The sequence below is a fragment of the Kluyvera intermedia genome, assembly GCF_034424175.1.
In the GTDB taxonomy this organism is placed as follows: domain Bacteria; phylum Pseudomonadota; class Gammaproteobacteria; order Enterobacterales; family Enterobacteriaceae; genus Kluyvera; species Kluyvera intermedia.
The window spans coordinates 2,352,747-2,379,341 of record NZ_CP139986.1; the positions used below are offsets into that span (position 1 = coordinate 2,352,747).

Sequence of the window (26,595 nt, forward strand, 5' to 3'; positions counted from 1 at the left end):
ATAAATAATGAGAGCAAGCTCCATATTTGCCGCGACAAACTCCTGATTCTTTTGCTATAACTTACTGGCATTTGTGCATTTATCAGGGATTATTCTCATGCGTACTCAAGCGTTTTTCAAAGCGGCTGCCCTTGTGGGCGTTCTGGCATTAGCAGGCTGTGCATCCAAGACCACAACTCCAGAACAGTTTTCAGGATTTTTAAAAGATTATTCCGGTCTGCAGGAAGCGACCACGGCGTCGGGAAAAACGGAACTGCGTTGGATCTCTCCAGATTACAAAGGGACTAACTACGATAATGTCGTCTATAACCCTGTGACCTATTATCCAGTGCCAAAACCAACCACCCAGGTTGGGGAAAAAGCGCTGTCCGATATCCTCACTTATACCAACACCGAGCTGAAACAATCGATTAGCGAGCGTAAACCGTTGGCGACAAAGACAGGCCCGCGTAGTCTGATCTTCCGTGGCGCTATTACCGCAGTTGACTCAAGCAAAGAAGGGCTGCAGTTCTATGAAGTGGTTCCAATCGCGCTGGTCGTAGCGGGTACTGAAGCGGCAACTGGCCACCGTACAATGAACACCAACCTGTACTTTGAAGCAGAGCTTATCGATGCTGCAACTAATAAGCCGGTGATTAAAGTTGTCCGTAAGGGAGAAGGAAAAGATCTGTCCAACTCTAACGCACAGCTGACGCTGGAGACGCTGAAGCAGGTTATTGATGATATGGCTATTGATGCGGTGAAATTTGACCCATCACAGAAGTAATTTCATATCATGACAAAATAAGGGGCGACACTCAGGTGCGCCCCTTATTTATTGCGTTACGCGCGGCTGGCGAACGGTATTCGCCACAGTTGCGGCCTGGCGAACATCACCAGATTGCCCAGCAGAATCAACACCAGCCCAATAATGGCATTAGCGTGCCACTGATAACCTTCATAAATTGTCGATAATGTTAGTGCAACAAGGGGAAATAGCAGGGTGCTATACGCAGCATTGCTGGCGCCGATGCGGCCGACCAGAGTGAAATAGACGCCAAAGGCTATCACCGAGCCGAAAATAGCCAGATAGAATAGTGCGCCCATATAGCTGAACGTCCACTGCGGCGTAAAATTATCGCCACGAACCAGCGCGACAATGCCGATAATGACGGTGCCATAGAGCATTGCCCAAGTGTTGGTGGTCAGTGTCTCCAGTCCTCGGCGCTGATGGCGCAGGCTGAGCATATTCCCCAGAGAAAAACCGTAGGTGCCCAGTGCGCTAAGCAAAATCCCCGCCAGCAGCGTGCTGCTGATTCCAACGGCCTGCAAATCTTGCCAGAAAAGCGTGATAATTCCGCCCAACCCCAGGAGGGCGGCAAAATAAAAGCGCTTCGGCGGTACCTGCCGATAAAATAGAAAACTGTTGATGGCATTAAATAATACCGCCATCGAGAAAATGACGGATTCCAGTCCGGTATTTATCCATTTTGCCGCGGTGTAAAAACACAAAAAATTGAAGCCGAATACGCAGCAACCCTGTAATACGCAAAACAGATGGTCGCGCAGGGACAGTGGGCGCAGACGCCGTAAACACAGCAATATTGTCAGCATGGCGATACTGGCAATAGCAAAGCGCCAGAAGATGGATACCGCCTCTGGTACCGGCCCTTGTTGTAAAAAGATGGCAATCCACGTCGTTCCCCAGATAACCACGACCAGCGCATAGAGCAGTGCGTTCATAATGCCTCATATCAATAATTCTGAAACATTCAGTCTGCCGTGACTGGGGCGGACCCGCTTGCAGCAGGTTGCCAATGACTTGCATATTCTTGCGGTTTTTCATCAACGGGCGGCTGAGAATGCTGGTATCGGGGTAGGACAAACTCTAGACTGGGACGTGGATTATTGTGGCCGAGATGTTAATGACTCAAACCTATGCGACCTTCGAACGACTACAAAGTCAGAATGCCATTCTGAGGGGAACCGTCGCGCTTAATTCCGGGATTCAGCTAGCAGCCTGGTACAACAAATGCGATACCCTGACGGTGCAAAGCGATCACCACACGTTGAGTCTGTACGTCGCAGATGGCTATGAAAGCTACCAGAAAACACCGCATGGCTGGAAAAATGGCGGTGGACCAGACCGTTTTTGCCTGATGCCGGAGGATAGCGAATCGACATGGGACATTCGTGGCGACCTGTCCTTTGTGCATCTTTACTGCACCGATGCGCATTTGCGTCAGGTGGGGGAACAAATCTGGGATCGCAGTCCGGCGTCTATAATGCTCGACGAACAAATATTTGGCGACGATGAAAAAATCACGTTGCTGTACCGCCAGTTTTTGTTGGGCTACGACTGGCAGCAACCGGCGAACCAGCTGACGCTGAGTAGCGCCAGCACGCTGTTATTAACGCACCTCTTACAGCACTATTCTAATGTCCAGTGGCGGTTACCGACGGTGACCGGTGGATTGTCACCGGCCGTGTTGCGACACACGCTGGACTATATTGATGCTCACCTGGCTACGCCGTTAACGCTGGCTGAACTGGCAGGGCAAGCGAGCTTGAGCGAGTATCACTTCGCGCGCATGTTTCGTCAGTCAGTGGGTTTAGCGCCGCACCAATATGTGATGCAGCGCCGGATGGATAAAGCACAGCAGTTGGTACGGCACAGCGCACTGCCGCTGACTGACATTGCGCTCGCCTGCGGTTTCAGCTCCGCCAGTCACTTTAGCAACCGCTTTAAAGCCGCGAATGGGGTCACGCCATCGCAACTACGGTCGAGCAGTGCGCGATAGCAACACAAAACTGGCGCCGCCAATCACTAATCCCCAGAAGGCTGAACCCACACCTGCCAATGTAATGCCGCTGGCGGTTACCAGAAAAGTCACCATAGCGGCATCGCGCTCACCCGCCACGTTTAATGACTGGAACAGGCTGCCGCCCAGCGTACCGAGCAGCGCCAGCCCGGCGAGCATCTGAATCCATACTGCCGGTAATGCGGCCATCAGTGCCGTAATCGACCCGCCAAATACTCCCGCAATCAGATAGAAAACCCCGGCAGCCGCTGCCGCAAGCCAGCGTTTGCCCGGATCGGGGTGCGCATCGGGGCTTTGGCAGATAGCGGCAGTAATTGCTGCTATACACACGGAATAAACACCGAACGGGGCGAGTATCAGGCCGAATGCGCCGCTTATTACAATCAGCGGTGAAACGGGGACCTTGTAACCGGAAGCCTGTAACGTCGCCAGCCCCGGCGCATTTTGCGAGGCCATCGTCACCAGAAAGAACGGAATACCGATGCTGAGTAACCCCGTGATAGAGAAATGCGGAGTGATGAACTGTGGCATAACAATGGCCGTGCTTAGCGATTGCGTGACAATGTCACCTTTTAGTGCGGCGACAACCATTCCCACCACTAGCGCTGCCACAACCGCGTAACGCGGCGCCAGCGCTTTAAACAGCAACCAACCGACCAGCATGCTGCCGCACAAGATCAGATGCCCCTCAAGGGTGCTAAAAGCCTGTAAACCAAAACGTAATAAAATACCTGCCAGCATGGCGGCCGCCAGCGAATGGGGGATCAATTTCATCAGCCGGGCAAACCAGCCGGTTAAACCGCAGAGGACGATTAAGGCGTTGGCAAAGATAAAAATGCCGACCGCATCATTTAGCGTTGCGCCTTGTAAACTGCCCACTAATAGCGCCGCGCCAGGCGTAGACCATGCGGTTAAAATGGGCACTTTACGCCACAGCGTCAGCACCAGCGTACTGACCCCCATCGCCAGGCCAAGGGCGGTCATCCAGCCGGATATTTGTAATGCGCTGGCACCTGCCGCCGCTGCCGCCTGCCAGATGATTGCCGCGGAGCTGGCGTAGCCGACCAGCACGGCAACAAAACCGGCCAGGACGGTGGGAAAAGGGATGAATGAAAATCGCATAGGTGTCTCTTGTGCGTTATAGCGTCCATACACAGTATCACTGTGCGTTATAACGTACAACCTCCAGGTCATTTTCTAAACGTGGTGCGATGAGTGCGGTATACTGGCAAGAGGTAACCGAACGGAGGTGGAATGAATATTGCGCAACACCTGGCGGCAACGCTGAAAATGCAGCGTCAGCAGCGAGGCTGGAGCCTGTCGAAACTGGCGGAAGAGACCGGTGTTTCGAAGGCAATGCTGGGGCAAATAGAACGTAATGAGTCCAGCCCAACCGTGGCGACGTTATGGAAAATTGCCACCGGTTTGAATGTGCCGTTCTCGGTCTTTATCACGCCCCCGGAACCGGGCGATGAGCTGGCATTTGACCCGCAACAACAGGCGATGGTTATCACTCCGGTATTCCCCTGGGATGAACAACTCTGCTTTGACCACTTTTCAATTACGCTGGCGCCAGGTGCAGTAAGCGAATCAACGCCGCATGAAAAAGGGGTGATTGAACATGTGGTGGTGATAAGCGGGACGTTGGATATGTGGGTGAAGGGAGTATGGCAGTCGCTCGCGCCGGGTGAAGGATTACGTTTCGCAGGCGATCTGGCTCACGCTTACCGCAACAGCGGCGAGCAGACCGCGCACTTTCACTCTATTATCCATTACCCCAAAGAAAAAGCCGCAGGCAAGCCTGCGGCAAATCACGACAATGAATCATAACGTAGCCGTTACGAGGAAGTCCGGAATACGAGGCTGACTCTATCGCACTCTTGCCGGGAGGAGAAATGCCCATTTCGGCAATAGGTTGTTGAAAATAAGCTATTCATGGCGTGTCGCGGGGAAATGATTTCGTCCGCCGTGGCTTCTGGATACAATAGCCACACCTTTTGTAATGCTACTGGATAAGCCCGATAGAATGCGCCAGCAGAACGCTCATCTTGAACTCCTCAGTCCGGCTCGTGATACGGCTATTGCCCGCGAAGCCATTCTCCACGGTGCCGATGCGGTTTACATTGGCGGGCCGGGTTTTGGTGCCCGCCATAACGCCAGCAATAGCTTGCAGGACATTGCTGAACTGGTGCCGTTTGCCCACCGTTATGGTGCCAAAATCTTCATCACCCTGAATACCATTTTGCATGATGATGAGCTTGAACCCGCGCAGAAGCTGATTACAAACTTATATGAAACCGGTGTTGATGCGCTGATTGTGCAGGACATGGGGATCTTACAGCTGGATATTCCACCTATCGAACTGCATGCCAGCACCCAGTGCGATATTCGCAGCGTTGAGAAAGCAAAATTCCTCTCCGATGTTGGATTTAGCCAGATTGTGTTGGCGCGGGAACTGAATTTATCGCAAATTAACGCCATCCATGATGCCACTGATGCCACCATTGAATTCTTTATTCACGGTGCGTTGTGCGTGGCGTATTCCGGTCAGTGCAATATTTCCCACGCGCAGACCGGGCGCAGCGCCAACCGGGGGGACTGCTCGCAGGCTTGCCGACTGCCATACACCCTGAAAGATGATAAGGGGCGCGTGGTTGCTTTTGAAAAACATCTGTTGTCGATGAAAGATAACGATCAGAGTGCGAATTTGGCTGCACTTATAGACGCAGGTGTTCGCTCCTTCAAAATTGAAGGACGATATAAAGACATGAGTTACGTAAAAAACATCACCGCGCATTATCGTCAGATGCTGGATGCGTTGATTGAAGAACGTGGCAATCTCATGCGTTCTTCAGCCGGGCGCACCGAGCATTTCTTTATTCCATCCACGGATAAAACCTTCCATCGCGGCAGTACCGACTATTTTGTTAACCAGCGGCAGATGAATATCGGTGCGTTCGATTCACCAAAGTTTATTGGTTTACCGGTAGGTGAAGTCCTGAAGGTCAATAAAGATACGCTGGATGTTGAAGTGAGCGAACCGTTAGCCAATGGCGATGGACTGAATGTGCTGATTAAGCGCGAAATTGTCGGTTTTCGTGCGAATACGGTGGAATTAATCGGTAAAAATCGTTACCGCGTTAAGCCCAATGAAATGCCCGCCGATCTCTACAAAGTTCGCCCAAATCAGGTACTGAATCGCAACCTTGACCATAACTGGCAACAAGCGTTACTCAAAACGTCCAGTGAACGACGGATTGCGGTTGATATCGCGCTGTCTGGCTGGCAGGAACAGCTCGTCCTGACGATGACCAGTGAAGACGGTGCATGCGTGACTCATAGCTTAGAAGGTGATTTTGCGACGGCCAGCAATGCTGAAAAAGCATTAAGCCAACTGCAAGATGGTCTCGCAAAACTGGGGCAAACGCCGTACTACGCCCGCAACGTGGAAGTGCTATTGCCGCAGGCGCTGTTTGTACCAAACAGTATGCTCAATCAACTGCGACGTGAAACGGTTGAAATGCTCTGCCTGGCGCGACTGGATCGCTATCAACGCGGCAGTCGTAAGCCAGTAACCCATCCAGCGCCGGTTTACCCGGATAGCCAACTGAGCTTCCTCGCCAACGTCTACAACCACAAAGCGCGCGAGTTTTACCATCGCTACGGTGTACAACTTATTGACGCGGCTTATGAAGCTCACGAAGAGAAGGGCGAAGTGTCGGTGATGATCACCAAGCACTGTCTGCGCTTTGCCTTTAATCTTTGCCCGAAACAGGCGAAGGGATCGATTAAGAGCTGGAAAGCTACGCCGATGCAGTTGATTAACGGCGATGACGTGTTGACGCTGAAATTTGATTGTCGGCCCTGTGAAATGCACGTCATTGGTAAAATGAAAAATCACATACTAAAAATGCCGCTGCCAGGAAGCGTCGTGGCCTCAGTGAGTCCGGATGATTTGCTTAAAACGTTGCCTAAGCGCAGAAGCTAATCCAGAGCTACAAACGGCCGGTAAGCGAAAGCGTTTCCGGCCGTGTATTCACGTTATTCAGGATTTAAAGCCCGCGGCGGTCATTAATACTCGAAACAGACCGCCCACTACGGTCAGCGCCAGCACGCTGCCGCCCCATAAGATAACCAGCCACATCAGACGCGATAACCAGATATTTTTCATCAGTGATACCCCTCATCTTGCGGAACTTTGCCGCGAAATACGTAGTAGCTCCAGAAGGTGTAAACGAGGATGACCGGGATAATAAACAGCGCGCCAATCAGCATGAACTCCTGGCTTTGTACGGGCGCAGCGGCCTGCCATAGGGTGATTGAGGGCGGTATAATCGCCGGCCAGATGCTGATCCCTAATCCACTAAAGCCGAGGAAAACCAGTACCAGCGTCAGAATAAACGGTTGTGCGTGGCTGACTTCTTGTCCCAGATGCCGCCAAAGCAACGCGCTGGTGGCGACGACAAGCAGCGGAACCGGAAGCAAGTAATAGAGATTTGGCAGACTAAACCAACGCCTTGCAATTTGGCTGTGTAGCAGCGGCGTCCACAGGCTGATGACGGCGATAATGGCTAATAATGCCAGCAGCAGAGAACGGGCGTTTTTGCGCATCGTGTTTTGCAGCGCAGATTCGCTTTTCATCACAAGCCAGGTCGCCCCTAATAGGGCATAAGCGACAACCAAACCTACGCCGCAAAATAAGGTAAATGGCGTGAGCCAATCGAACGGGCCGCCACTAAAACTGCGCCCGCTCACCTGGAAGCCATTAATCACTGCGCCCACCACGATACCCTGGCAGAAGGTGGCCAGTATGGAGCCGCCCATAAAAGCCTTATCCCAGAACGGGCGATGCGATGGCGTTGCGTTAAAGCGAAACTCAAAGGCCACACCGCGGAAAATCAGACCGACCAGCATCAGCGTCAGTGGGATCGTCAGCGCATCAATAATCACCGCATAAGCTAGCGGGAACGCACCGAACAACCCCGCACCGCCAAGTACTAGCCAGGTTTCGTTACCGTCCCAGACGGGTGCAACGCTATTGACCATCAGGTCTCGCTGCTGGGCATTGCGGGTAAAGGGAAACAGGATCCCAATTCCTAAATCGAACCCATCCATGACGATATACATCAGCGTGGCAAATACGATAATGACGAACCAGATAACGGATAAATCGAGAGTCATGAGCGGTTCTCCAGTTGTTCATTCGGGGTGATTGCCGCAGACAACGGACGGGATGGCGTGCCGTGAGGAGGCGGCGTGAACGGCTGAGGGCCTTTGCGAATCAGGCGTACCATGTAGCTGTACCCAACGCCAAATACCGAGGTGTAGACCACGAAAAACGTCAATAAGCTGATACTCATATGCAACGTTCCGTGGGCCGAAACGGCATCGGCCGTCCGCTGAAGTCCATACACTACCCAGGGTTGGCGGCCCACCTCTGTTGTGACCCAACCGGCAAGGATAGCGATCAGACCCGATGGCCCCATCAGCAACGCAAACCACAAGAACGGACGTGAGGTATACAGCGTTTGTCGCGAGCGTAGCCAGAGCGCCATCACGCCTAACAGCAACATCAACATGCCCAACCCCGCCATAATGCGGAATGACCAGAAAACGATGGTGGAGTTAGGCCGGTCTTCTTTGGCGAATTCTTTTAATGCCGGAACCTGTTTATCCAGGCTATGAGTGAGGATCAGGCTGCCGAGAGCCGGGATCTCCAGTCCATAACGTGTGCGTTCCTGTTCCATATCCGGCCAGCCGAATAGCAGTAACGGTGTTGGTTCACCGGGCTGATTCTCCCAATGTCCCTCAATTGCCGCAATTTTTGCGGGTTGGTGTTTAAGCGTATTCAGCCCGTGCATGTCGCCAACCATCGCCTGAATTGGCGCGACAATAAGTGTCATCCATAGCGACATTGAGAACATAATGCGCACGGCGGGAGTCTGATTGCCGCGCAGCAGATGCCACGCTGCCGACGCACCGACAAACAGTGCGCTACTCAAAAATGCGGCGATGGACATATGGAACAATCGATAGGGGAATGATGGATTAAACACCACCGCAAACCAGTCAACCGGCACCACCTGACCGCCCACAATTTCATATCCTTGCGGTGTTTGCATCCAGCTGTTTGAGGCGAGGATCCAGAATGTCGAAATAATGGTGCCCAGCGCAACCATACAGGTCGCGAAGAAGTGCAGCCCCGGCCCGACACGATTCCAGCCAAATAGCATGACGCCCAGAAAACCCGCTTCGAGGAAGAAGGCAGTCAGCACTTCGTAAGTTAACAGGGGGCCGGTAATGCTGCCTGCAAACTGGGAGAAACCACTCCAGTTGGTACCAAACTGATAGGCCATCACCAGGCCGGACACCACGCCCATACCAAAGTTAACGGCAAAAATCTTCGACCAGAACTGGTACAAGGAACGCCAGACCGGATTGCGGTTTTTTAACCATAAGCCTTCCAGCACCGCCAGATAACTGGCAAGACCGATGGTGATGGCGGGGAAGATAATATGGAATGAAACGGTAAACGCAAACTGAATTCTTGCGAGGTGAAACGCATCAAGACCTAACATGCAAACTCCGTGGAGATGAAAAACTCGGCCTGATTTTAAGCGGCTGGGGAAGTAGGGGGGAGAGACAGTCGGGCAGTATTAAGTGATAACAGTTGGGGAGTTTGGGATTTAGCAGGAAACATTGTTTGCACTGCGTAGAAATATTGCACGATTCAGTCCCCTCTCCCTGAAAAAGGGAGGGGGGGCGTCAGTAGCTAGAGGAATGGTTCAACAAACGTAATGATCAGTCGTCTTCTTCGTCATCCATCTCGACAGGCGTCTGGTAGTCATTCGGCTTAATCACCAGCAGATCACAACGCAGGTGATCAATGACCTGTTCTGCCGTGTTGCCAAGGAATGCCGCAGAAATCCCGGTACGGCCAACGGTACCCAGGACAACAATACCTGCATCAAGATGTGCCGCAAGGTCAGGGATCACCTCTTCCGGTAAGCCTTTTTCAACGTGGGTGAATTTCTCATCGATGCTGAATTTTTGACGTAGCGACTTCATCGCTAGCAGGTGCTGTCCGCGAATCGCATCGTTATAAACACTTGGATCAAAATCAGGCAGTTCAATGGCAATATTGATTGGCGTAACCGGATAGGCGCCAATCAGGTGGACTTCGGTATGGTTGACCTGATCGGCAAGTTCCAGTGTCTCTTTGACCAGTTTTTCATTCAACGCATTGTGGTATGTCTCTTCGCTGGCAAGGTTAACCGCAACCAGCGCCTTGCCACCTTCCGGCCACGGTTGGTCTTTTACCATCCACACCGGACATGGGCATTTACGCAACAGGTGCCAGTCGGTTGGCGTGAAGATAACCGACTCAAGCTTATCGTGCTGGTGTGCCATTTTCAGCAGTAAATCATGACCTCCGCTGATGACTTCCTGGATAATGGCTTCGAACGGACGGTTGTGCCAAACCACTTTGATATCAAGTGGTATACCGGCATCCAGATAATATTTCGCCTGCTCGCGGATCCATGCGGTGCGCTGGCTAATGACGCCCTGACGCATTGCGGTGCGTTCGTCAGGAGAAAGAAGGGTGGTCATCTCATAGGAAAAATCATAGATCGGCAAAAATGCCTTGATGCGACCGCCAATCCGTTGATGTAGATAAACAGCGCGTCGCAGCGCGGGTTGATCGTCCTGATTGGGATCGATAGCAACGAGCATGTTCTGATACTTGGCCATACAGGGTCTCCTTACAGCTGTAACCACAGTTTGTCAGTAAAAGATAACTCATATAATGCGATTGAAACAGGGGGGAATCATTGCCAGATCAATAAATCAGGATAAATACTCATTGAGCAGAATCTGTTTAATGGGCAAAGCTTACGGCATTCTGAAACGGTGAGGAAGAGGGTGACAGGAGAATCAGCGGGGCTGGAAGACGCATTTTTCTGGCAATAAAAAACCCCGAATTACCGGGGTTTTTTGCACACTGACAGTAAGCGAGAATCGTTATGCGACGTTGCGAGAATGTCCCGCCAACACCGCCAGCGCATCGCTATTTTCAATAGTGATGTATTTACCTTTCACCGCCAGCATGCCGCTTTTCTGGAAACGCCCCAACAAACGGCTGATGGTCTCAACGGTCAGACCGAGGTAGTTGCCGATATCGCCACGAGTCATTGTCAGACGGAATTCACGCGGAGAGAAGCCACGCTGAGCAAAACGACGAGACAGGTTATAGATAAATGCCGCCAGACGTTCTTCCGCATTTTTCTTCGACAGCAAAAGGATCATATCCTGATCGCCTTTGATCTCACCGCTCATCAGACGCATCATCTGCTGACGCAGATTTGGCATTTTACCGGAAAGGTCATCCAGCGTTTCAAATGGAATTTCGCAAACCATTGAAGTTTCCAGCGCCTGCGCGAAACTCGGGTGATGTCCGGTGCCAATGGCATCGAAGCCCACCAAATCACCTGCCAGATGGAAGCCGGTAATTTGCTCATCACCTTGCTCGGTGATGGTATAGCTCTTGATCGTACCGGAGCGAATCGCGTACAGAGATTTCAGTTCATCACCGGCTTTGAACAAGGTCTGCCCTTTCTGAATGGGCTTTTTGCGCTCGATAATATTATCCAGCTGATCAAGCTCATGCTCATTAAGAGTGAACGGGATGCAAAGCTGACTGATGCTGCAATCCTGACAATGGATAGCGCAACCGCCAGACTGAATGCGTCGTATAATTCTCTTTTCCGGGATCATAGGTTTGCTCAAGCCGTAATTGATATTAGTCAATTTTAACATCTTTTTGGTGAGCAAGTAAGTCTCGGCGTGGGGATTCACCCAAGATTAAAAAGGGATACTCTTTTTTGGCATGTATACATTTGATATATATCAAAAAATCCAAAAGCGCATCATAAACCCACGTTGCAGATCGCGGCGAAAAGGGCACAGAACATCAAAGTAGCAAGTAGCCTTCATGACGTAAAAGCCACTCTTTACGCTGCACGCCACCCGCATAACCCGTCATTGTACCGTTGCGGCCAATGACGCGATGGCAAGGCACCACGATACTCACCGGGTTCGAACCATTCGCTGCGCCCACGGCCCGCGCAGCACCGGGACGTCCTAACTGCTCGGCAAGCTGACCATAATGCATCACCTGACCGCAGGGAATCGAACGCAGTGCTTGCCATACTTCGCGCTGGAAGGCGGTTCCCGCAGTCGCTGTCGGTAGCGTTTCAATAATTGCCAGATCGCCCTCAAAGTATTGCGCTAATTGCTGGCTTAAATCCCCCGGATTGCTGGAGGCTACTCGCGTGTATCCCTCAGCACGATAATGGATATCCAACAATTGTTCCATACGATCGCTATGCTCTTCCCACTCCACGGCACGGAGATGGTAATCTTCATCACAAAGGATCCACAGCGGCCCAAGCGGAGTGGCAATTTTATCTTCGAGCAACGTCAACATGCGCATTCTCATTCGGTTAAGCGAAATATTCTTGCCTGACACCTTATCACGCAAAGGGACGTCGGCCCTATACCTCAAACGTATAACCTTATAAAAATAACGGAATTATTATAGCTTTATATCAATGACAACAATTAAATTTAAAAATAAACAATATGAAATAAGGTTATCGAATAATGGTTAATTAACAGGGTTTTTGAATTAACAGGTTGAAGTGCAGAGGAAAAATAGGTTTCTCAATAATAAAAAAACGAGGCCTGTCGACATCGCCAGACCCCGCAGCAACCACACAGTTGTATCCGTCCCATTTCCCACATTTTGCTCCGCACAGCGGGTATTACTATTTATAACGGTTCTTTGCGTAATTTCCAGATAAATCTAAGTGATATATTTCACGAAGTTGTCAGACAGGACTTATTTTAATGAACGGTTTATTATCTTTAAGCGGGGGTTAATATATTCGCTTTGAAAATATCCCTTGTGGTGCTTTTTTGACCATCGGCAAAACGAATTGAGCGAGTCTTACTACGCGGCTATAGTATCGGTCAGTTGTTACGGGGGATCTCACATGAATTTTGACGAAAAATCACTGTTTCTCGATGCCATGGAGAATGTCCAGCCGCTGAAGCAATGCCATGATGTTCATTGGCAGCCTGCCCGTAACCTTCGCACTCGTCAGCAGATAGATTTATTACAGCTGGATAATTTCCTCACCACCGATTTTCTGGACATCATACCGTTGGGTACGCCGCTCGAATTTAAACGTGAAGGGCTGCAAACTGGCGTTCTCGACAAACTGCGCTTGGGTAAGTACAGCCAGCAGGCCAGTCTTAATCTGGTGCACCTGCCGGTTGAAAAGTGCCGCCAGCAGGTGTTTGCGTTTATCCATCAGGCCCAGTGCGATAGCTTACGCAACCTGTTGATTATCCATGGTAAGGGCAGGGAGGATGGTTCGCATGCCAATATTATCCGCAGCTATCTGGCCCGCTGGCTAAGCGAATTTGATGATGTGCAGGCCTTCTGCTGTGCCCTGGCACATCATGGCGGCAGCGGAGCGTGCTATGTCGCGTTACGAAAATCGGCGGCCGCCAGTCAGGAAAATGGCGAGCGGCACGCCAAACGCAGCCGCTAACGCATTAACAATGTCAATTCAGCGGCCGCTTTTTGCAGCTCTGGTAGCACCCGCTCCAATAGCTCGGCAGCGGAAACTTGCCCGGCGTGAACGCCCACGTTGAGGGCAGCCTCCACTTGTCCCTGCGTATTAAAAAGCGGTACCGCCAGCGAACGTAAACCCATCTCCAGCTCTTGATCATTCAGCGCATAACCCTGCTCGCGCACGGTTTTTAACTCACTGCGCAACTTGCTGACGGACGAAATTGTCTGTGGGGTATAGCGGATCATGGTTACGCGGGCCAGCATATCGTTGAGTTTTTCTTCGGGTTGGTGACTTAATAGAACGCGTCCCATCGAGGTTGACCATGCGGGCAGGCGGCTGCCGATATCCAGATCAATGGTCATAATGCGCGAGCTGGATGCTCGGGCAATATAGAGAATATCGTCGCCATCAAGTGTGGCAATTGAACATGATTCATTTAGCATTTCGCTTAAATGTTTGAGTACCGGCTGGGCCGAACGCGCCAGCGGCGTAGAGGCCAGCCAGGCATGACCAAGCGCTAAAATACGTGGGCGCAGCTGAAAATTCTTGCCGTCTTCTGCATAGACAAAACCGAGTTTACCCAGCGTATACAGGCAGCGGCGCACCGCCGCGCGTGGGATCCCGGTCTTCTGACTGATCTGTGAAATCGACAGTACCCGACGCTGCGGGGTAAAAGCCTGGATAACCTCAAGCCCCCGTGCCAACGAGGCCATATAGTTAGGATCGCCTTTAAACGGGTCTGTATCGCCCGTCAAAATATCATCAGGATGCTTCTCCATTTTTCTCTCCGTTTATGCTGCCGATCACATTCTTACGCTAAACATACATGATGTTCGATTATCGCACCATATTTCGATTATCGCCCTTGACCGACATCGTTAAGCGGGTCACATTTTGTGCGAACAACGAAAATTAGTGCGATAACCGCACATCAAGGAGCACCTGATGATTGATAAAAGTGTATCGACGCTGGCGGATGCCGTCGCCGGAATCAACGATGGAGCCACCGTCATGATTGGTGGCTTCGGGCCTGCGGGGCAGCCGACACAGCTTATCGACGCTTTGATTGAACAGGGCGTGCGTGACCTGACCATTATCAATAACAATGCGGGCAATGGTGAGATTGGTCTGGCGGCGCTACTGAAAGCCGGGCGAGTACGCAAGATGATCTGCTCGTTTCCCCGTCAGGTCGACTCGCAGATTTTTGATGCGCTTTACCGTCGTGGTGAAGTTGAGTTGGAGCTGGTGCCGCAAGGTAACCTTGCGGCACGGATTCAGGCCGCTGGCGCAGGACTTGGCGCTATTTTTACCCCCACAGGCTACGGTACTCCGCTGGCAGAAGGCAAAGAAACGCGCGAAATTGACGGTCGCCACTACGTGCTTGAATATCCGATTAAAGCCGACTTTGCGCTAATCAAAGCCCATCAAGGCGATCGCTGGGGCAATCTGGTGTATCGCAAAGCGGCGCGCAACTTTGGCCCCATCATGGCCACCGCGGCGACAACCACCATTGCTGAAGTGACTAATCTGGTCACCCTGGGCTCTCTGGATCCGGAAAATATCATCACGCCTGGCATTTTCGTCCAGCGCGTTTTCTCGCTGGAGTCTCTCACTTGCCAGGCGTTGCGCGCCTAAGGAACCTATGATGCAAAAACTCTCTCGTGACGACATGGCCAAGCGTGTGGCTCAGGATATTCCGGAAGGCGCTTACGTCAATCTGGGCATCGGGCTGCCAACGCGTATTGCGAACTACCTGCCGAGTGATAAAGAAGTATTCCTGCACAGTGAGAACGGTCTGCTGGGAATGGGGCCAAAACCGTTGCCCGGCGAAGAAGACCCGGAGTTGATTAATGCGGGTAAGGAGTACGTCACGCTGTTAGAAGGCGGCTGCTATTTCCACCATGGTGATTCTTTCGCCATGATGCGCGGTGGTCATCTGGATATCTGCGTGCTGGGGGCCTATCAGGTCTCGGCGATGGGCGATCTTGCTAACTGGAGCACTGGCGCACCCGATTCCATTCCCGCAGTAGGCGGGGCGATGGATTTAGCGGTGGGCGCACGACAGGTATTTGTCATGATGGATCACCTGACCCGCGATGGCGAATGCAAACTGGTTGAACACTGCACCTATCCGTTGACCGGCGTCGGCTGTGTAAGTCGTATCTATACTGACCTCGCGGTGATTGACATTACCGCCAACGGCCCGGTGGTTCGCGAAATCTTTAATGGCCTCTCTTTTGAAGAATTACAACGCATCACACCTGTGTCTCTGTCCTATGACGCCGTGGCGGAAACCGCTTAAGGAACTATGATGAATCAAGCATTTATCTGCGACGCAGTGCGCACCCCTTTTGGTCGTTTTGGTGGTACGCTGGCAAATGTTCGTGCCGACGATCTGGCGGCATTGCCGTTGAAAGCATTACTCGAACGTAATCATGGGCTGGATCCCGCACGTATCGACGATGTTATCTACGGCTGCGCCAATCAGGCCGGGGAAGATAACCGTAACGTCGCACGAATGGCGTTGTTACTGGCAGGCCTCCCGGACACGGTGCCAGGCAGCACGGTAAACCGTTTATGCGGTTCTAGCCTTGATGCCATTGGTATCGCGGCGCGGGCCATTAAAAGCGGTGAAACGCAGTTGATGATTGCCGGTGGTGTTGAAAGCATGTCACGTGCACCGTTTGTGATGGGCAAAGCAGAAAGCGCCTTTAGCCGCAGCATGAAAATGGAAGACACCACCATTGGCTGGCGCTTTATCAATGCGCAAATGAAAGCCTTGTATGGCGTTGACTCCATGCCGGAAACGGCAGAAAACGTCGCCACGGATTTTGCGATTTCACGTGCTGACCAGGATGCATTTGCCGTGCGAAGCCAGCTGCGTACCGCGCAATCACAGGCGGCAGGTATTTTTAATGATGAGCTGATCCCGGTGTGGATCCCGCAGCGCAGAGGTGAAGCGCTCTGTTTTAGCCAAGATGAACATCCGCGTAGCACGTCCCTTGAGGCGCTCGCAAAACTCAAAGGCGTGGTACGCCCAGATGCTACTGTCACCGCAGGAAACGCCTCTGGAGTCAATGATGGCGCATGCGCGTTGTTATTAGCGAGCGAACAAGCGATGGCGCAAAACGACCTCCAGCCGCTGGCCCGCGTGGTCGGTATTGCAACGGCAGGCGTTGCCCCACGCATTATGGGCTTTGGCCCGGCACCGGCGGTGCGCAAAGTTCTGGCGCAAACCGGGCTGACGCTGGCGCAGATGGACGTGATTGAACTGAACGAAGCCTTTGCGGCTCAGGCGCTGGCGGTGCTGCGAGATTTGGGCCTGCCGGATGATGCGGCCCACGTTAACCCACACGGGGGCGCAATTGCTCTGGGGCACCCGCTAGGCGCATCCGGTGGACGGTTGGCGATGAGCGCGGCCTATCAGCTGCGTCGCAGCGGGGGCCGTTATGCGCTATGTACCATGTGCATCGGTGTCGGTCAGGGGATCGCGCTGATTATTGAACGCGTTTAAGGAGCTTGAATGAGTTTATTGACCCCGCTGTTGCGCACCCATGCTCTGACCGATTTTTTTAGCGATAAGCAAAGCGTACAGGGGATGCTGGATTTTGAAGCGGCGCTGGCCACGGCACAAGCGCAATGTGGTGTCATCCCTGCGTCAGCGGTCAAACCCATCGTTGATGCCTGTCGGGCAGAGACCCTCGACTTTACCGCGCTTGCCAAAGCAGCGGCTAACGCGGGCAACCTGGCCATCCCGCTGGTTAAACAACTTACACAGAATGTCAAAAAGCAGGATATGGACGCCGCCCGTTACGTACACTGGGGCGCGACAAGCCAGGACGCCATAGATACCGGCATGATTTTACAGCTGCGCAGCGCGCTGGATGAAACAGAACGTCGCCTTCAACAGCTAGTACAGGTGTTAGCAGAGCAGGTGGTTTGTCATCAGCATACGCTGATGCCGGGTCGTACCTGGTTGCAGCACGCGCTGCCGATTACCTTTGGTCTTAAACTGGCGGGTACGCTGGATGCGTTATTGCGCTGGCAACAGCGGTTAAGGGAAATGCGTCCGCGCGCACTGGCGCTACAGTTTGGTGGTGCCGCAGGTACGTTGGCGTCGCTCAAAATGGCAGGCCCAGAAGTCGCGCAGCATCTGGCGGTGACGTTGAATTTAACCCTCCCCGATACCCCCTGGCACAGTCAGCGCGACCGCCTGATTGAAGTGGCGGGCTGGTATGCAGGCGTGTGTGCAACGCTTGGCAAATTCGCCAATGATTTTTCGCTCCTGATGCAAACCGAAGTTGCGGAGGTGAGTGAACCAATTGCCGAAGGGCGCGGTGGCTCATCTGCGATGCCGCATAAGCGTAACCCGGTGAGCTGCGCCGCGATTTTGGCTGCGGTACAACGCACGCCAGGCTTGATGGCGACGCTATATGCCAGCCAGATTCAGCAACATGAGCGTGCGCTTGGTGGCTGGCAGGCGGAATGGGAAACGCTGCCGCAATTGGTCATGCTGGCGGGCGGCGTGCTGGAAAATAGCCACGACTTGCTGCGCGGTATGCAGGTTAACACGCAGAAAATGCGTGCTAATTTAGATATAACCCATGGTTTGATTATGGCGGAGTCGGTGACTCAAGCGCTGGCTTCCTGTATTGGTAAAGCCGATGCCCATCATCAAATTGAGCAAATTTGCCACCGGGCAATCGCGCTGGAATGCCCGTTACAACCGCTGCTGGAAAACGATCCGCTGGTGAGTCAGCATCTTTCTTCAGCGCAAATCACGCAGTTGCTGGATCCGGCGAATGCTATCGGCAGCACGGACTATTTTGTGCGTCAGGTTTTGGCGCGCTTTCAGGAGCAGGGAAATGAATATCCACTATCGTCTTGATGGACCCGAAAAGGCACCGGTACTGGTGTTATCAAACTCGCTGGGCACAACGCTAACTCTATGGGATGCCCAACTCTCTGAATTAACCCAACGTTTTCGTGTTCTGCGTTATGACACCCACGGTCATGGGCAAACGACTAAACGCGGAAAGGTGACGTTGTCACAATTAGGTGAGGACGTTATTACGTTGCTCGATCATCTGAATATCGAGAAGGCCCACTTCTGTGGTATTTCAATGGGTGGTTTGACCGGCCTGTGGTTGGCTCGTTTTGCCCCAGAACGTTTCTACTCCATTGCGGTGGCCAATACCGCAGCCAGGATTGGCGAGCAAGCGAACTGGCTTTCACGGGCGCGGACGGTGCGTAATGAAGGGATGGACGTGGTGGCAGCTGGCTCGGTCGATCGCTGGTTTACCCCAGATTACCGTCAACACCAACCCGCAACGGTCGAACAATTGTGCCATCAACTGGCACACTCAGACGCGCAAGGTTATGCCGAGTGCTGTGAGGCATTGGCGGCGGCAGATTTGCGTGCAGAAGTGGCGGCTATTACGCTACCGATGCTGATTATTGCGGGTGAACACGATCCTGTGACTACCGTGGCGGATGCGGATTATCTGCATCAACAAATTAATGGATCTTTCCTCATCGAACTACCCGCGTCACACCTGTCAAACGTGGAGGCCAGTGACGAATTTACCGCGGCAATAGTTGCATTTTTTTGGAGAGAGCATGAGCAATAATGAACGCTACCAACAAGGTATGGCGGTGCGGCGCAAAGTGTTGGGTGATGCCCACGTTGAGCGCACGCTGGAAAAATTATCGCCGCTGAATGAAGAATTTCAGGACTTTATCACTCGTTATGCGTGGGGAGAAACCTGGACCCGTCCTGGACTCGATCATCACACGCGGAGCATGATAACTATCGCCATGCTGATTGCGCTAAACCGTGAGGCCGAGCTGAAAATGCACCTGCGTGCCGCATTTAATAATGGCGTCACTCGCGATGAACTCAAAGAGTTGATTATGCATTCGGCACTGTACTGCGGACTGCCTGCGGCGAATGCCACGATGCATCTGGCTCAACAGGTCTTTGATGAGCTTGACGCAGAGAAAGCGTGATCGCCAGGTTATAAATTAAAATCTAGTTCCATTATTATCGGTTCTTTGTTTCTATTTTGAGAAAGCCCAGGCATCGTCATTATTGATGTCAACTGGGTAGACTTTAACGTGGTGAATGGAGATCCGATGATAAGACTACCTTTCCTGGGCATGTCGACCTTGCTTTGTATGCCGTTAGTGCTGCAAGGCTGCGCGGCGCCCTTATCAACAGGAACGGCAAGCAGACCACTGCTGACGGCACAGGAAGCGGCACCTTATACCGTTGAAAACTACTTTGCGCAGGGCGGTTTATTGAGCCGTCCGAAAGGTGCGTGGCAACCCCCTGTAATCGAACTGACTCATATTGAAACCCCATGGCGCGTGGCACCGACCGGCGCTCCGTTTACCCGAGTCCAGCAAGCGGTTGATGCCGCACTGGCTCAGCATCAGGGTAACGAACGTATCTATATCCGCCTTGAACCCGGCGTTTATACCGGCACGGTTTACATCCCCGATGATGCGCCGCCTATTACCCTTTTTGGCGCCGGAGCTCAGCCGGAAGCGGTTCGAATAGAACTGGCGCTAGACTCACAATTTAGTCCAGCACAGTATCGCCAGACGGTCGATGCCAGCCACTATCCTCCAACGTCCCCAGCCTATTATCTGTATGCGCTGTGTGCTGGCAAAACGACGGCGCTGATTGGCACTAACTGTGCCGCCGTCGTCTGGTCACAGAGCAACGATCTCCAGTTGGTTAACCTAACCATTGCCAACAGCTTGCTGGACACGGTTGATGGCGGCACGCATCAGGGGGTAGCGCTGCGTACCGATGGCGATCGTATCCAGTTGCAAAATGTGCGGCTTTTAGGACGTCAGGATACGCTGTATCTCAACGTGAGCAACCGTCATAACGATGCGCTGACCGACAGAGTTCATCGCGTTCACGTGCAGGATAGCTATATCGAGGGTGATGTCGATTACGTTTTCGGCCGTGCCAACGTGGTGTTTGACGGTGTGCATTTCCATACGGTATCCAGTCGACAATCGCCGGAAGCATACGTCCTGGCGCCGAATACGCTGCCGGACAATCCGTACGGTTTCCTGGTGATAAACAGCCGCTTTACAACCGACGAGGGTTACAAGGGCACGTTCAAAGCTAAGCTGGGACGAGCCTGGGATCAGGGGGCAGGGAAAACCGGTTATCTACCGGGTAAAACAGCGAATGGGCAGGTTTTGATTGTGAACAGCTCAGTCGATAGCGGCTATGACAGCCTGTCTCCGTGGGGTGCAGCGGCCACTACCGGTAGACCGTTTAAAGGGACTATCGATAGCGCGCGCCAACTAAACGATGTGCATTATAACCGCCTCTGGGAGCGGTGACATACCACTTACAACGGTCTATAGCAGGGTTGCCCGGCAGATCAACGCGACGCCAGGAAACCCTTACACCGCATTTAATTCCGGACTCCAGCGACTCGCTTTGATCCCCCTGAAGATCAGCATCCATGCCAGCACGATAGCCACCATCATAATCGGGAATAGCGTCATCGGCGGGAAATGCGTCAGAATTTGCCCGGTCAGCAGCGGATTTAGCGCCGCACCCAGCCATCCCAACGCTTGTGCAGAAAAGTAGCTGGCCTTCATACCCGGCGGCGCGATGTTATCGATAAGCATATATTCGCCCGGGGCATAGATAATCTCGCCAATCGTGAAGACCGCCGCCGCAAGCCCCCAGAAAATGAGGTTGTTGCCTGACATCATAAATCCTGCCAGGCCAATAACATAACACACGGTGCCAAAGGTCATTAACGGACGCAGGTTGTTAGCCGTCAGTTTCCGGCCAATGGCATATTGCAAGGAGACCACCACGGCGGCGTTAACCGGCAAGATCACCGCCACCACTTTCTCGGCAAAGGTGCTATCGCCAATGGTCAGCACGTACTGTGACAAACAGGAGGCAAACGAACCACCCACGAAGGAAGCCAGCAGCCCGGAGAGCGTAAACCACTGCAATGCCCGGTCGTGCAGCAGCACCGATGGCGACCACGCGACGGGTTTTTCCGTCATCTCGCCGGGCGTCACGCGCTCGACATATCGCTGGATAAACCACAGCGGGAACGCCGCACACAGCGCCGCCAGCCAGAATGGCAGATTGATGCTCTGCATTACCAGCAGCGTGCCGATAGGAGGGCCGATCGTCCAGCCGATATTTAAGAAGGAATAGTTAAGTGAAAAAACGCGCGCTTTCGTACTGGCCGCCAGGGTATCGGAGAAATAGGCCTTCAGCACGGTTGAGAAAACCGAATATGAGCAGTTAATCAACGAGAAAAAGAACACCACCAGCGTCACGCTGTTGACTAAAGGAATCGCCACAAAACCACAAATAAAGAAGGCGATGGCAATCAACATATAGCGTTTTTTATCGAACTTATCCGCCAGAATGCCGAAGCCGAGACTGAAGATGACGCCGATGACTAAGGCAATCGACATCGCGTAGCCAATGGTGTCCACCTTCATGGCATATTGACGTGTCAGGTAGATGGTCATGAAAGGGAGAGTCGCGCCGCGGCCGATAGTTAACAGTAAAGACGATACCAGCAGCGCAATCGTGGATCGTCTGGTCGTTGGTTTCATTTTCTTGCCCAGTTGTGTCGTTGTATTTGTTTTTGTTATCTCTTTCACAAATATCACGCCATCGGAGGCTTGTATAGGCGTTGTCGTGTCAGTTTATGCGATTTCGGCCTGCCAAAAATAATGATCTATTCCTGGCGTGATTTTTTCGTTACTTTGAATGTGTTTACATAAATTTAAAAAACATTGAGGCGAGAATGACGCGTAAAGATGGGCTACTGGCATTGCTGGTCGTGGTGATATGGGGGCTGAACTTTGTAGTCATTAAAGTGGGTTTACACGGTATGCCACCGCTACTACTGGCCGGGCTACGCTTTTTGTTTGTCGCCTTTCCCGCGCTCTTTTTTGTACCGCGCCCACGAGTGCCGCTCTCACTGCTGCTGGGTTACGCGCTAACAATTAGTTTTGGTCAGTTTGCTTTCTTATTCTGCGCCATTAATTTCGGCATGCCTGCTGGACTTGCTTCCCTGGTCCTGCAAGCACAAGCATTCTTCACCATCATTCTTGGTGCTTTCGTCTTCGGTGAACGACTACAGCGCAAACAGCTGGTGGGTATTTCACTGGCGGTATTTGGTGTCCTGGTGCTGGTAGAAACCAGTATGGGTGGGCAAAACGTTAAGCTACTCGGCTTTGTGCTGACGTTAGGGGCAGCGATGTGCTGGGCGTGCGGCAATATCTTCAATAAAAAGATTATGCTTCATCCGTCAAAAACGGGCGTGATGTCGCTGGTTGTCTGGAGCGCTCTGCTGCCGATTATTCCTTTCATGCTCAGTTCGTGGATTTTTGAAGGCCCACAGGTGATGGCGCAAAGCCTGATTCATATCGACACGTCAACGGTGCTGTCGCTGGCCTATTTATCCTTTATGGCGAGTATTGTCGGCTATGGTATTTGGGGATCGTTATTAGGGCGTTATGAAACCTGGCGGGTCGCACCACTTTCTTTACTGGTGCCGGTGGTTGGGCTGGCAAGCGCTGCGCTGCTATTGGGAGAGACGCTGTCGATAATGCAACTTGCCGGAGCGCTGCTTATCATGGCGGGGCTGCTGATTAACGTCTTTGGTTTTCGTTTACCGGGAATGCGCCGGGCGGTGAAAGGGTAAAAAAAAGCCCCGCGCAAGCGGGGCAATGCTAATTAGCGATTATTCTCGTTGTAATATGCGACACCCAACTCATCAGATTTATCGCTACCGGCGGCCATGTGATTAAAATCAAACGGGGCCTGATTACTAACCGATGGCATCAGCATGGTCTGTTGGGTGTGAGTTTGTGCTGGAAGTTGCTCCGCGTAACTCGAACTTGAGGCCATCGCCAGCAGGGCGAAAGCAACGCAAGCGAACAGTTTCATTATTTCCTCGATACGTCTTATTGCAGGCGATTAACAAACACAGTGATCAATGGGATGCAGGTAGCGGGATTCCCCGCGCATATTGGTAACGCGATACTTATGCGGCGGCACGTCGAAGTAGTTTTTAAACGTGCGCGTCAGCGTCTGCTGTGATTCAAAACCGTAACGCTCGGCCAGATAGAGAATCGGTTCGTTGCTCTCTTTTAATTTCTGGGCAATTTCCGTCAGCTTACGGGTGCGGATGTATTGACCTAATGAATGACCGGTCTCTTTTTTGAACATCCGTTGCAGGTGCCATTTGGAATAACCAGAACGCTCGGACACTTTCTCAAGTGACAGCGGGGATTCCAGGTTATCTTCGATCCAGCCCAAAATGCTATGAATTGTAATAGCGTCGGTGTTGCGTCTGGACATCGTCTTACCTCTTCTTCTGTTTACGGCAATATTTTTTTAAGGAGAAGTTCGAGTGTTGCAACTTCATTTGCCGTTAAGTTTTTTGTTAATTCCTGGTGCAGGTTTTGCCCAACAAGCTGATGACATTGCTCACATATCGCCGCGCCTTCGGGTGTTAGCTGAATCAATACTCCACGCTTATCGTTTGGGTTAGGTAACCGGGCGATCCAGCCCCGACACAGCAAACGATCGAGCATGCGAGTCAGTGCGCCTAAATCCACTGACAAGGTTTTTTTCAATTCCACGGGCGTGATACTGCCCTGGCAGCGAATAGAGCACAGGACGCGGAATTGTGAGGCGGTAATGTCTTCAGGCGACAGATGCTCGTTGAGTAAGCGATCTTTTTTCTGGTTAACCATGTGAATTAAATGCCCAAGTGGAATCATTTCATTGAAGAGATTGCTTGTGCTGTTCACAATGGTTGCCCTGGCAAGTACTTTAGTTGCTGAGGATATTATTTCTCACGCAATCATAAGTCAACTGAATGGATCGTGAGATGCCACGAATTGCTAAAACGCTTCGGCTGGCGGTAAATAGGATATCCTGTACTCAGCCGTATAGAGCAAGAGATACGGTGCTGAACGGCTATCCCTTGTATTCAGCACATTTTTTTCGTTAAACAGACAGGATTTTTGAGCGCTTATGAAGGAACTTTTTCAAGCAATAGGGCTTGGGCTGGTGGTATTGCTACCGCTGGCGAACCCGTTAACCACCGTCGCCCTGTTCCTCGGGCTGTCGGGTAATATGAACAGCGCCGAGCGAAACAGGCAATCGCTGATGGCTTCTGTTTATGTGTTCACCATCATGATGGTGGCGTACTACGCGGGCCAGGTGGTGATGAACACATTCGGAATATCAATACCTGGGCTGCGTATTGCCGGGGGGCTGATCGTGGCTTTTATTGGTTTTCGCATGTTGTTCCCGCAGCAGAAGGCGCATGAGTCGCTGGAAGCGCAAAGTAAATCGGAAGAGTTAAAAGAAGAACCTACGGCCAATATCGCCTTTGTCCCGTTAGCAATGCCAAGCACTGCGGGGCCGGGGACGATAGCGATGATCATCAGTTCGGCATCGACGGTAAAACATGGCGCAAATTTCCCGGATTGGGTGATTCTGGTGGCGCCACCGATTATTTTCGCGCTCGTCGGCGTCATTCTTTGGGGCTGCTTACGAAGCTCCGGGGCGATTATGCGTCTGGTGGGGAAAGGGGGGATTGAGGCTATTTCCCGTCTGATGGGCTTCCTGCTGGTATGTATGGGCGTGCAGTTTATTATTAACGGCGTGCTGGAGATTATCTCGACCTATCACGCATGATGTTTCCCGGGGCGGCGTAAACGCCTTGGCCGGGCTACGACTGTGTAAATGTAGCCCGGCCAAGCGCAGCGCCGCTGGGACGCTTTTAATGCCGCTGTGCCTGTGCGCCTAAAGACGCATCGGGCCAACGGCGGAAAATAACCACCGACCAGATAAGCGCCGCGACCGCAGGCACCGCGCCAACATAACCAATCGACGACATCGACAGATGTGTACTGATCTGGCTGCCCAGCAGCGCTCCCGCCCCAATCCCGATATTGAAAATCCCGGAGAACAGTGACATCGCCACGTCGGTGGCATCCGGCGCCAGCGCCAGCACCTTAACCTGCATACCCAGGCCAATCACCATGATGGCAATTCCCCAGAAGATACTGAGTATCGCCAGATGAGTGACGTCTTGCGCTGCGGGCAGCAGTAATAACAAGCAGGCCAGCAGCAGGCCGATTGCCCCGCTGATTAACCCGGAAGCATGTTTATTACCCAGCTTACCGAATAGCACACTACCAATAATTCCTGCGCCGCCAAGAATAAGCAGCAATACGGTCGCCATATTGCCACTGAGTCCGGCAACGGTTTGTACGAATGGCTCAATATAGCTGTAGGCGGTGTAATGGGCGGTCACCACCACCACGGTCAACAGATAGATGCTGACCAACGCCGGACGACGGAACAGCACCGGCAGGCTTTTCAGTGAACCAGAATGTTCGCTTGGCAGACGTGGCAGCAGTTTAACCAGCGCCAGCAGCGTAATCAGCGCGCCCACACCAATCGCGAAGAAGGTCGTGCGCCAGCCGAAATACAGCCCGACAACGCGACCAATAGGAATGCCAAAGACCATGGCCAGCGCGGTACCGGTGGCTAAAAGGCTCAGGGCCTGAGCGCGTTTTCCAGCTGGAGCCATACGAATAGCCAGCGATGCCGTGATTGACCAGAAAACCGCGTGGGCGAAGGCAATCCCGATACGACTCGCGACAAGCACGGTAAAGTTCCACGCCAAAAACGACAATACATGGCTGGCAATAAACAAAATGAACAATCCAATGAGCAACTTGCGTCGCTCCATCTGGCTGGTCAGCAGCATAAACGGCAGCGACATCAACGCGACAACCCAGGCATAGATGGTCAACATAATACCGACTTCAGCGGTTTTCATGCCGAAGCTGTTGGCGATATCTGACAGTAAGCCCACCGGCACGAATTCAGTGGTATTAAAAATAAAGGCAGCGATAGCCAGCGTGACTACCCGAAGCCACGCGACCCGACGAGAGACCGTGTTTGTTGTCATATATAAGGAACCAGGGGCGTAAAAGGACAGGGTGATGGATGATCTTAAAGCTATTAATGCTGCAAATACAATCATTATGTGACCAATCTCTCACTTTTCATATGGGTGACAACGTCACGTATAAATAGCAAAGAAACT

General features: G+C 52.3%; 28 protein-coding genes. 14 read left to right on the plus strand and 14 right to left on the minus strand.

All coding sequences use genetic code 11. The features are described 5' to 3' along the window. Nucleotides 1-97: 97 nt before the first annotated feature. Nucleotides 98-766: a DUF3313 domain-containing protein gene (locus U0026_RS11365; RefSeq protein ID WP_062773706.1), complete on the plus strand. Its 669-nt coding sequence runs from the start codon at nt 98-100 to the stop codon at nt 764-766. A 56-nt stretch (nt 767-822) separates the two neighbouring features. Here the strand turns inward: U0026_RS11365 and U0026_RS11370 are convergent, their stop codons facing one another. Then, nucleotides 823-1,722: a DMT family transporter gene (locus U0026_RS11370; protein ID WP_062773704.1), complete on the minus strand. Its 900-nt coding sequence runs from the start codon at nt 1,720-1,722 to the stop codon at nt 823-825. 182 nt (nt 1,723-1,904) lie between these two features. Here U0026_RS11370 and U0026_RS11375 point away from each other — a divergent pair, with 182 nt between their 5' ends. After that, complete coding sequence (locus U0026_RS11375) at nt 1,905-2,780, plus strand: helix-turn-helix domain-containing protein (RefSeq protein WP_062773766.1); 876 nt, start codon at nt 1,905-1,907, stop codon at nt 2,778-2,780. On the opposite strand, the gene U0026_RS11380 is transcribed toward U0026_RS11375, so the two are convergent. After that, nucleotides 2,757-3,923, minus strand: a complete 1,167-nt coding sequence (locus U0026_RS11380; RefSeq protein ID WP_062773703.1) for a benzoate/H(+) symporter BenE family transporter — start codon at nt 3,921-3,923, stop codon at nt 2,757-2,759. The two genes, U0026_RS11375 and U0026_RS11380, sit on opposite strands and share 24 nt — an antisense overlap. A 132-nt stretch (nt 3,924-4,055) precedes the next feature. Here U0026_RS11380 and U0026_RS11385 point away from each other — a divergent pair, with 132 nt between their 5' ends. Together U0026_RS11385 and U0026_RS11390 are read left to right on the plus strand one after the other, a co-directional pair. Next, nucleotides 4,056-4,631: a helix-turn-helix domain-containing protein gene (locus U0026_RS11385; RefSeq protein ID WP_062773701.1), complete on the plus strand. Its 576-nt coding sequence runs from the start codon at nt 4,056-4,058 to the stop codon at nt 4,629-4,631. 196 nt (nt 4,632-4,827) lie between these two features. Further along, complete coding sequence (locus U0026_RS11390) at nt 4,828-6,789, plus strand: peptidase U32 family protein (RefSeq protein WP_062773700.1); 1,962 nt, start codon at nt 4,828-4,830, stop codon at nt 6,787-6,789. Nucleotides 6,790-6,846: 57 nt separating this feature from the next. Here U0026_RS11390 and U0026_RS11395 read toward each other — a convergent pair whose 3' ends face one another. The 6 genes from U0026_RS11395 to ogt all read right to left on the minus strand — a co-directional run bounded on the left by U0026_RS11395 (nt 6,847) and on the right by ogt (nt 12,288). Next, entirely contained in the window at nt 6,847-6,972 is a 126-nt protein-coding gene (locus U0026_RS11395; protein ID WP_370922489.1) for a DUF2474 domain-containing protein, read from the minus strand. Further along, nucleotides 6,972-7,982 carry a cytochrome d ubiquinol oxidase subunit II gene (gene cydB / locus U0026_RS11400; RefSeq protein ID WP_062773696.1) on the minus strand — a complete coding sequence of 337 codons (1,011 nt, stop codon included), beginning with the start codon at nt 7,980-7,982 and terminating at the stop codon, nt 6,972-6,974. The genes U0026_RS11395 and cydB overlap by 1 nt, the downstream gene beginning before the upstream one ends. Then, nucleotides 7,979-9,379 (minus strand): cytochrome ubiquinol oxidase subunit I, encoded by a 1,401-nt coding sequence (locus U0026_RS11405; RefSeq protein ID WP_062773695.1) that lies wholly within the window; start codon nt 9,377-9,379, stop codon nt 7,979-7,981. The genes cydB and U0026_RS11405 overlap by 4 nt, the downstream gene beginning before the upstream one ends. Nucleotides 9,380-9,602: 223 nt before the next feature. Then, the gene (gene uspE / locus U0026_RS11410) at nt 9,603-10,553 is read right to left on the minus strand and encodes a universal stress protein UspE (protein ID WP_062773693.1); all 951 of its coding nucleotides are present in this window, start codon (nt 10,551-10,553) and stop codon (nt 9,603-9,605) included. 270 nt (nt 10,554-10,823) lie between these two features. Beyond that, nucleotides 10,824-11,576 carry a fumarate/nitrate reduction transcriptional regulator Fnr gene (fnr, locus tag U0026_RS11415; protein WP_122983151.1) on the minus strand — a complete coding sequence of 251 codons (753 nt, stop codon included), beginning with the start codon at nt 11,574-11,576 and terminating at the stop codon, nt 10,824-10,826. Between the two features lie 196 nt (nt 11,577-11,772). Beyond that, the gene (gene ogt, locus U0026_RS11420) at nt 11,773-12,288 is read right to left on the minus strand and encodes a methylated-DNA--[protein]-cysteine S-methyltransferase (RefSeq protein WP_062773691.1); all 516 of its coding nucleotides are present in this window, start codon (nt 12,286-12,288) and stop codon (nt 11,773-11,775) included. Nucleotides 12,289-12,856: 568 nt separating this feature from the next. Here ogt and smrA point away from each other — a divergent pair. Further along, entirely contained in the window at nt 12,857-13,420 is a 564-nt protein-coding gene (gene smrA, locus U0026_RS11425) for a DNA endonuclease SmrA (protein ID WP_062773689.1), read from the plus strand. On the opposite strand, the gene U0026_RS11430 is transcribed toward smrA, so the two are convergent. Continuing rightward, the gene (locus U0026_RS11430) at nt 13,417-14,223 is read right to left on the minus strand and encodes an IclR family transcriptional regulator domain-containing protein (protein WP_062773687.1); all 807 of its coding nucleotides are present in this window, start codon (nt 14,221-14,223) and stop codon (nt 13,417-13,419) included. The two genes, smrA and U0026_RS11430, sit on opposite strands and share 4 nt — an antisense overlap. A gap of 166 nt (nt 14,224-14,389) precedes the next feature. Between U0026_RS11430 and U0026_RS11435 the strand changes: the two genes are divergently transcribed. The 7 genes from U0026_RS11435 to U0026_RS11465 all read left to right on the plus strand — a co-directional run bounded on the left by U0026_RS11435 (nt 14,390) and on the right by U0026_RS11465 (nt 20,812). Then, complete coding sequence (locus tag U0026_RS11435) at nt 14,390-15,079, plus strand: 3-oxoacid CoA-transferase subunit A (protein ID WP_062773685.1); 690 nt, start codon at nt 14,390-14,392, stop codon at nt 15,077-15,079. A 10-nt stretch (nt 15,080-15,089) separates the two neighbouring features. After that, the gene (locus U0026_RS11440) at nt 15,090-15,746 is read left to right on the plus strand and encodes a 3-oxoacid CoA-transferase subunit B (protein WP_062773683.1); all 657 of its coding nucleotides are present in this window, start codon (nt 15,090-15,092) and stop codon (nt 15,744-15,746) included. A gap of 9 nt (nt 15,747-15,755) precedes the next feature. Next, complete coding sequence (gene pcaF, locus U0026_RS11445; protein ID WP_062773681.1) at nt 15,756-16,958, plus strand: 3-oxoadipyl-CoA thiolase; 1,203 nt, start codon at nt 15,756-15,758, stop codon at nt 16,956-16,958. Nucleotides 16,959-16,967: 9 nt separating this feature from the next. Further along, complete coding sequence (locus U0026_RS11450; protein ID WP_062773679.1) at nt 16,968-18,332, plus strand: 3-carboxy-cis,cis-muconate cycloisomerase; 1,365 nt, start codon at nt 16,968-16,970, stop codon at nt 18,330-18,332. Continuing rightward, the gene (gene pcaD, locus U0026_RS11455; protein ID WP_062773677.1) at nt 18,310-19,074 is read left to right on the plus strand and encodes a 3-oxoadipate enol-lactonase; all 765 of its coding nucleotides are present in this window, start codon (nt 18,310-18,312) and stop codon (nt 19,072-19,074) included. The genes U0026_RS11450 and pcaD overlap by 23 nt, the downstream gene beginning before the upstream one ends. Continuing rightward, nucleotides 19,064-19,453 (plus strand): 4-carboxymuconolactone decarboxylase, encoded by a 390-nt coding sequence (gene pcaC / locus U0026_RS11460; protein WP_062773676.1) that lies wholly within the window; start codon nt 19,064-19,066, stop codon nt 19,451-19,453. The genes pcaD and pcaC overlap by 11 nt, the downstream gene beginning before the upstream one ends. Before the next feature lie 126 nt (nt 19,454-19,579). Then, nucleotides 19,580-20,812, plus strand: coding sequence for a putative acyl-CoA thioester hydrolase (locus U0026_RS11465; RefSeq protein WP_082806302.1), 1,233 nt, complete (start codon nt 19,580-19,582; stop codon nt 20,810-20,812). Nucleotides 20,813-20,875: 63 nt separating this feature from the next. Here U0026_RS11465 and ydeE read toward each other — a convergent pair whose 3' ends face one another. Beyond that, a complete protein-coding gene (ydeE, locus tag U0026_RS11470) occupies nt 20,876-22,066 on the minus strand; it encodes an efflux MFS transporter YdeE (RefSeq protein ID WP_062773672.1) in 1,191 nt (396 codons plus the stop codon). A 194-nt stretch (nt 22,067-22,260) separates the two neighbouring features. On the opposite strand from ydeE, the gene eamA reads away from it, so the two are divergent. Further along, nucleotides 22,261-23,163, plus strand: coding sequence for an O-acetylserine/cysteine exporter (eamA, locus tag U0026_RS11475; protein WP_062773670.1), 903 nt, complete (start codon nt 22,261-22,263; stop codon nt 23,161-23,163). A 32-nt stretch (nt 23,164-23,195) separates the two neighbouring features. On the opposite strand, the gene marB is transcribed toward eamA, so the two are convergent. From marB to marR, 3 genes are read right to left on the minus strand one after another with little or no spacing between them, the layout of a single operon-like run. Next, the gene (gene marB, locus U0026_RS11480; RefSeq protein WP_062773667.1) at nt 23,196-23,408 is read right to left on the minus strand and encodes a multiple antibiotic resistance protein MarB; all 213 of its coding nucleotides are present in this window, start codon (nt 23,406-23,408) and stop codon (nt 23,196-23,198) included. Nucleotides 23,409-23,438: 30 nt separating this feature from the next. After that, a complete protein-coding gene (gene marA, locus U0026_RS11485) occupies nt 23,439-23,822 on the minus strand; it encodes an MDR efflux pump AcrAB transcriptional activator MarA (protein WP_062773664.1) in 384 nt (127 codons plus the stop codon). A 20-nt stretch (nt 23,823-23,842) separates the two neighbouring features. Next, nucleotides 23,843-24,277 (minus strand): multiple antibiotic resistance transcriptional regulator MarR, encoded by a 435-nt coding sequence (gene marR, locus U0026_RS11490; RefSeq protein WP_052282595.1) that lies wholly within the window; start codon nt 24,275-24,277, stop codon nt 23,843-23,845. 226 nt (nt 24,278-24,503) lie between these two features. On the opposite strand from marR, the gene U0026_RS11495 reads away from it, so the two are divergent. Further along, nucleotides 24,504-25,172, plus strand: a complete 669-nt coding sequence (locus tag U0026_RS11495) for a MarC family NAAT transporter (RefSeq protein ID WP_062773661.1) — start codon at nt 24,504-24,506, stop codon at nt 25,170-25,172. 85 nt (nt 25,173-25,257) lie between these two features. Here the strand turns inward: U0026_RS11495 and U0026_RS11500 are convergent, their stop codons facing one another. Next, nucleotides 25,258-26,457 carry a sugar transporter gene (locus U0026_RS11500; protein WP_062773658.1) on the minus strand — a complete coding sequence of 400 codons (1,200 nt, stop codon included), beginning with the start codon at nt 26,455-26,457 and terminating at the stop codon, nt 25,258-25,260. Between the last annotated feature and the right edge of the window lie 138 nt (nt 26,458-26,595).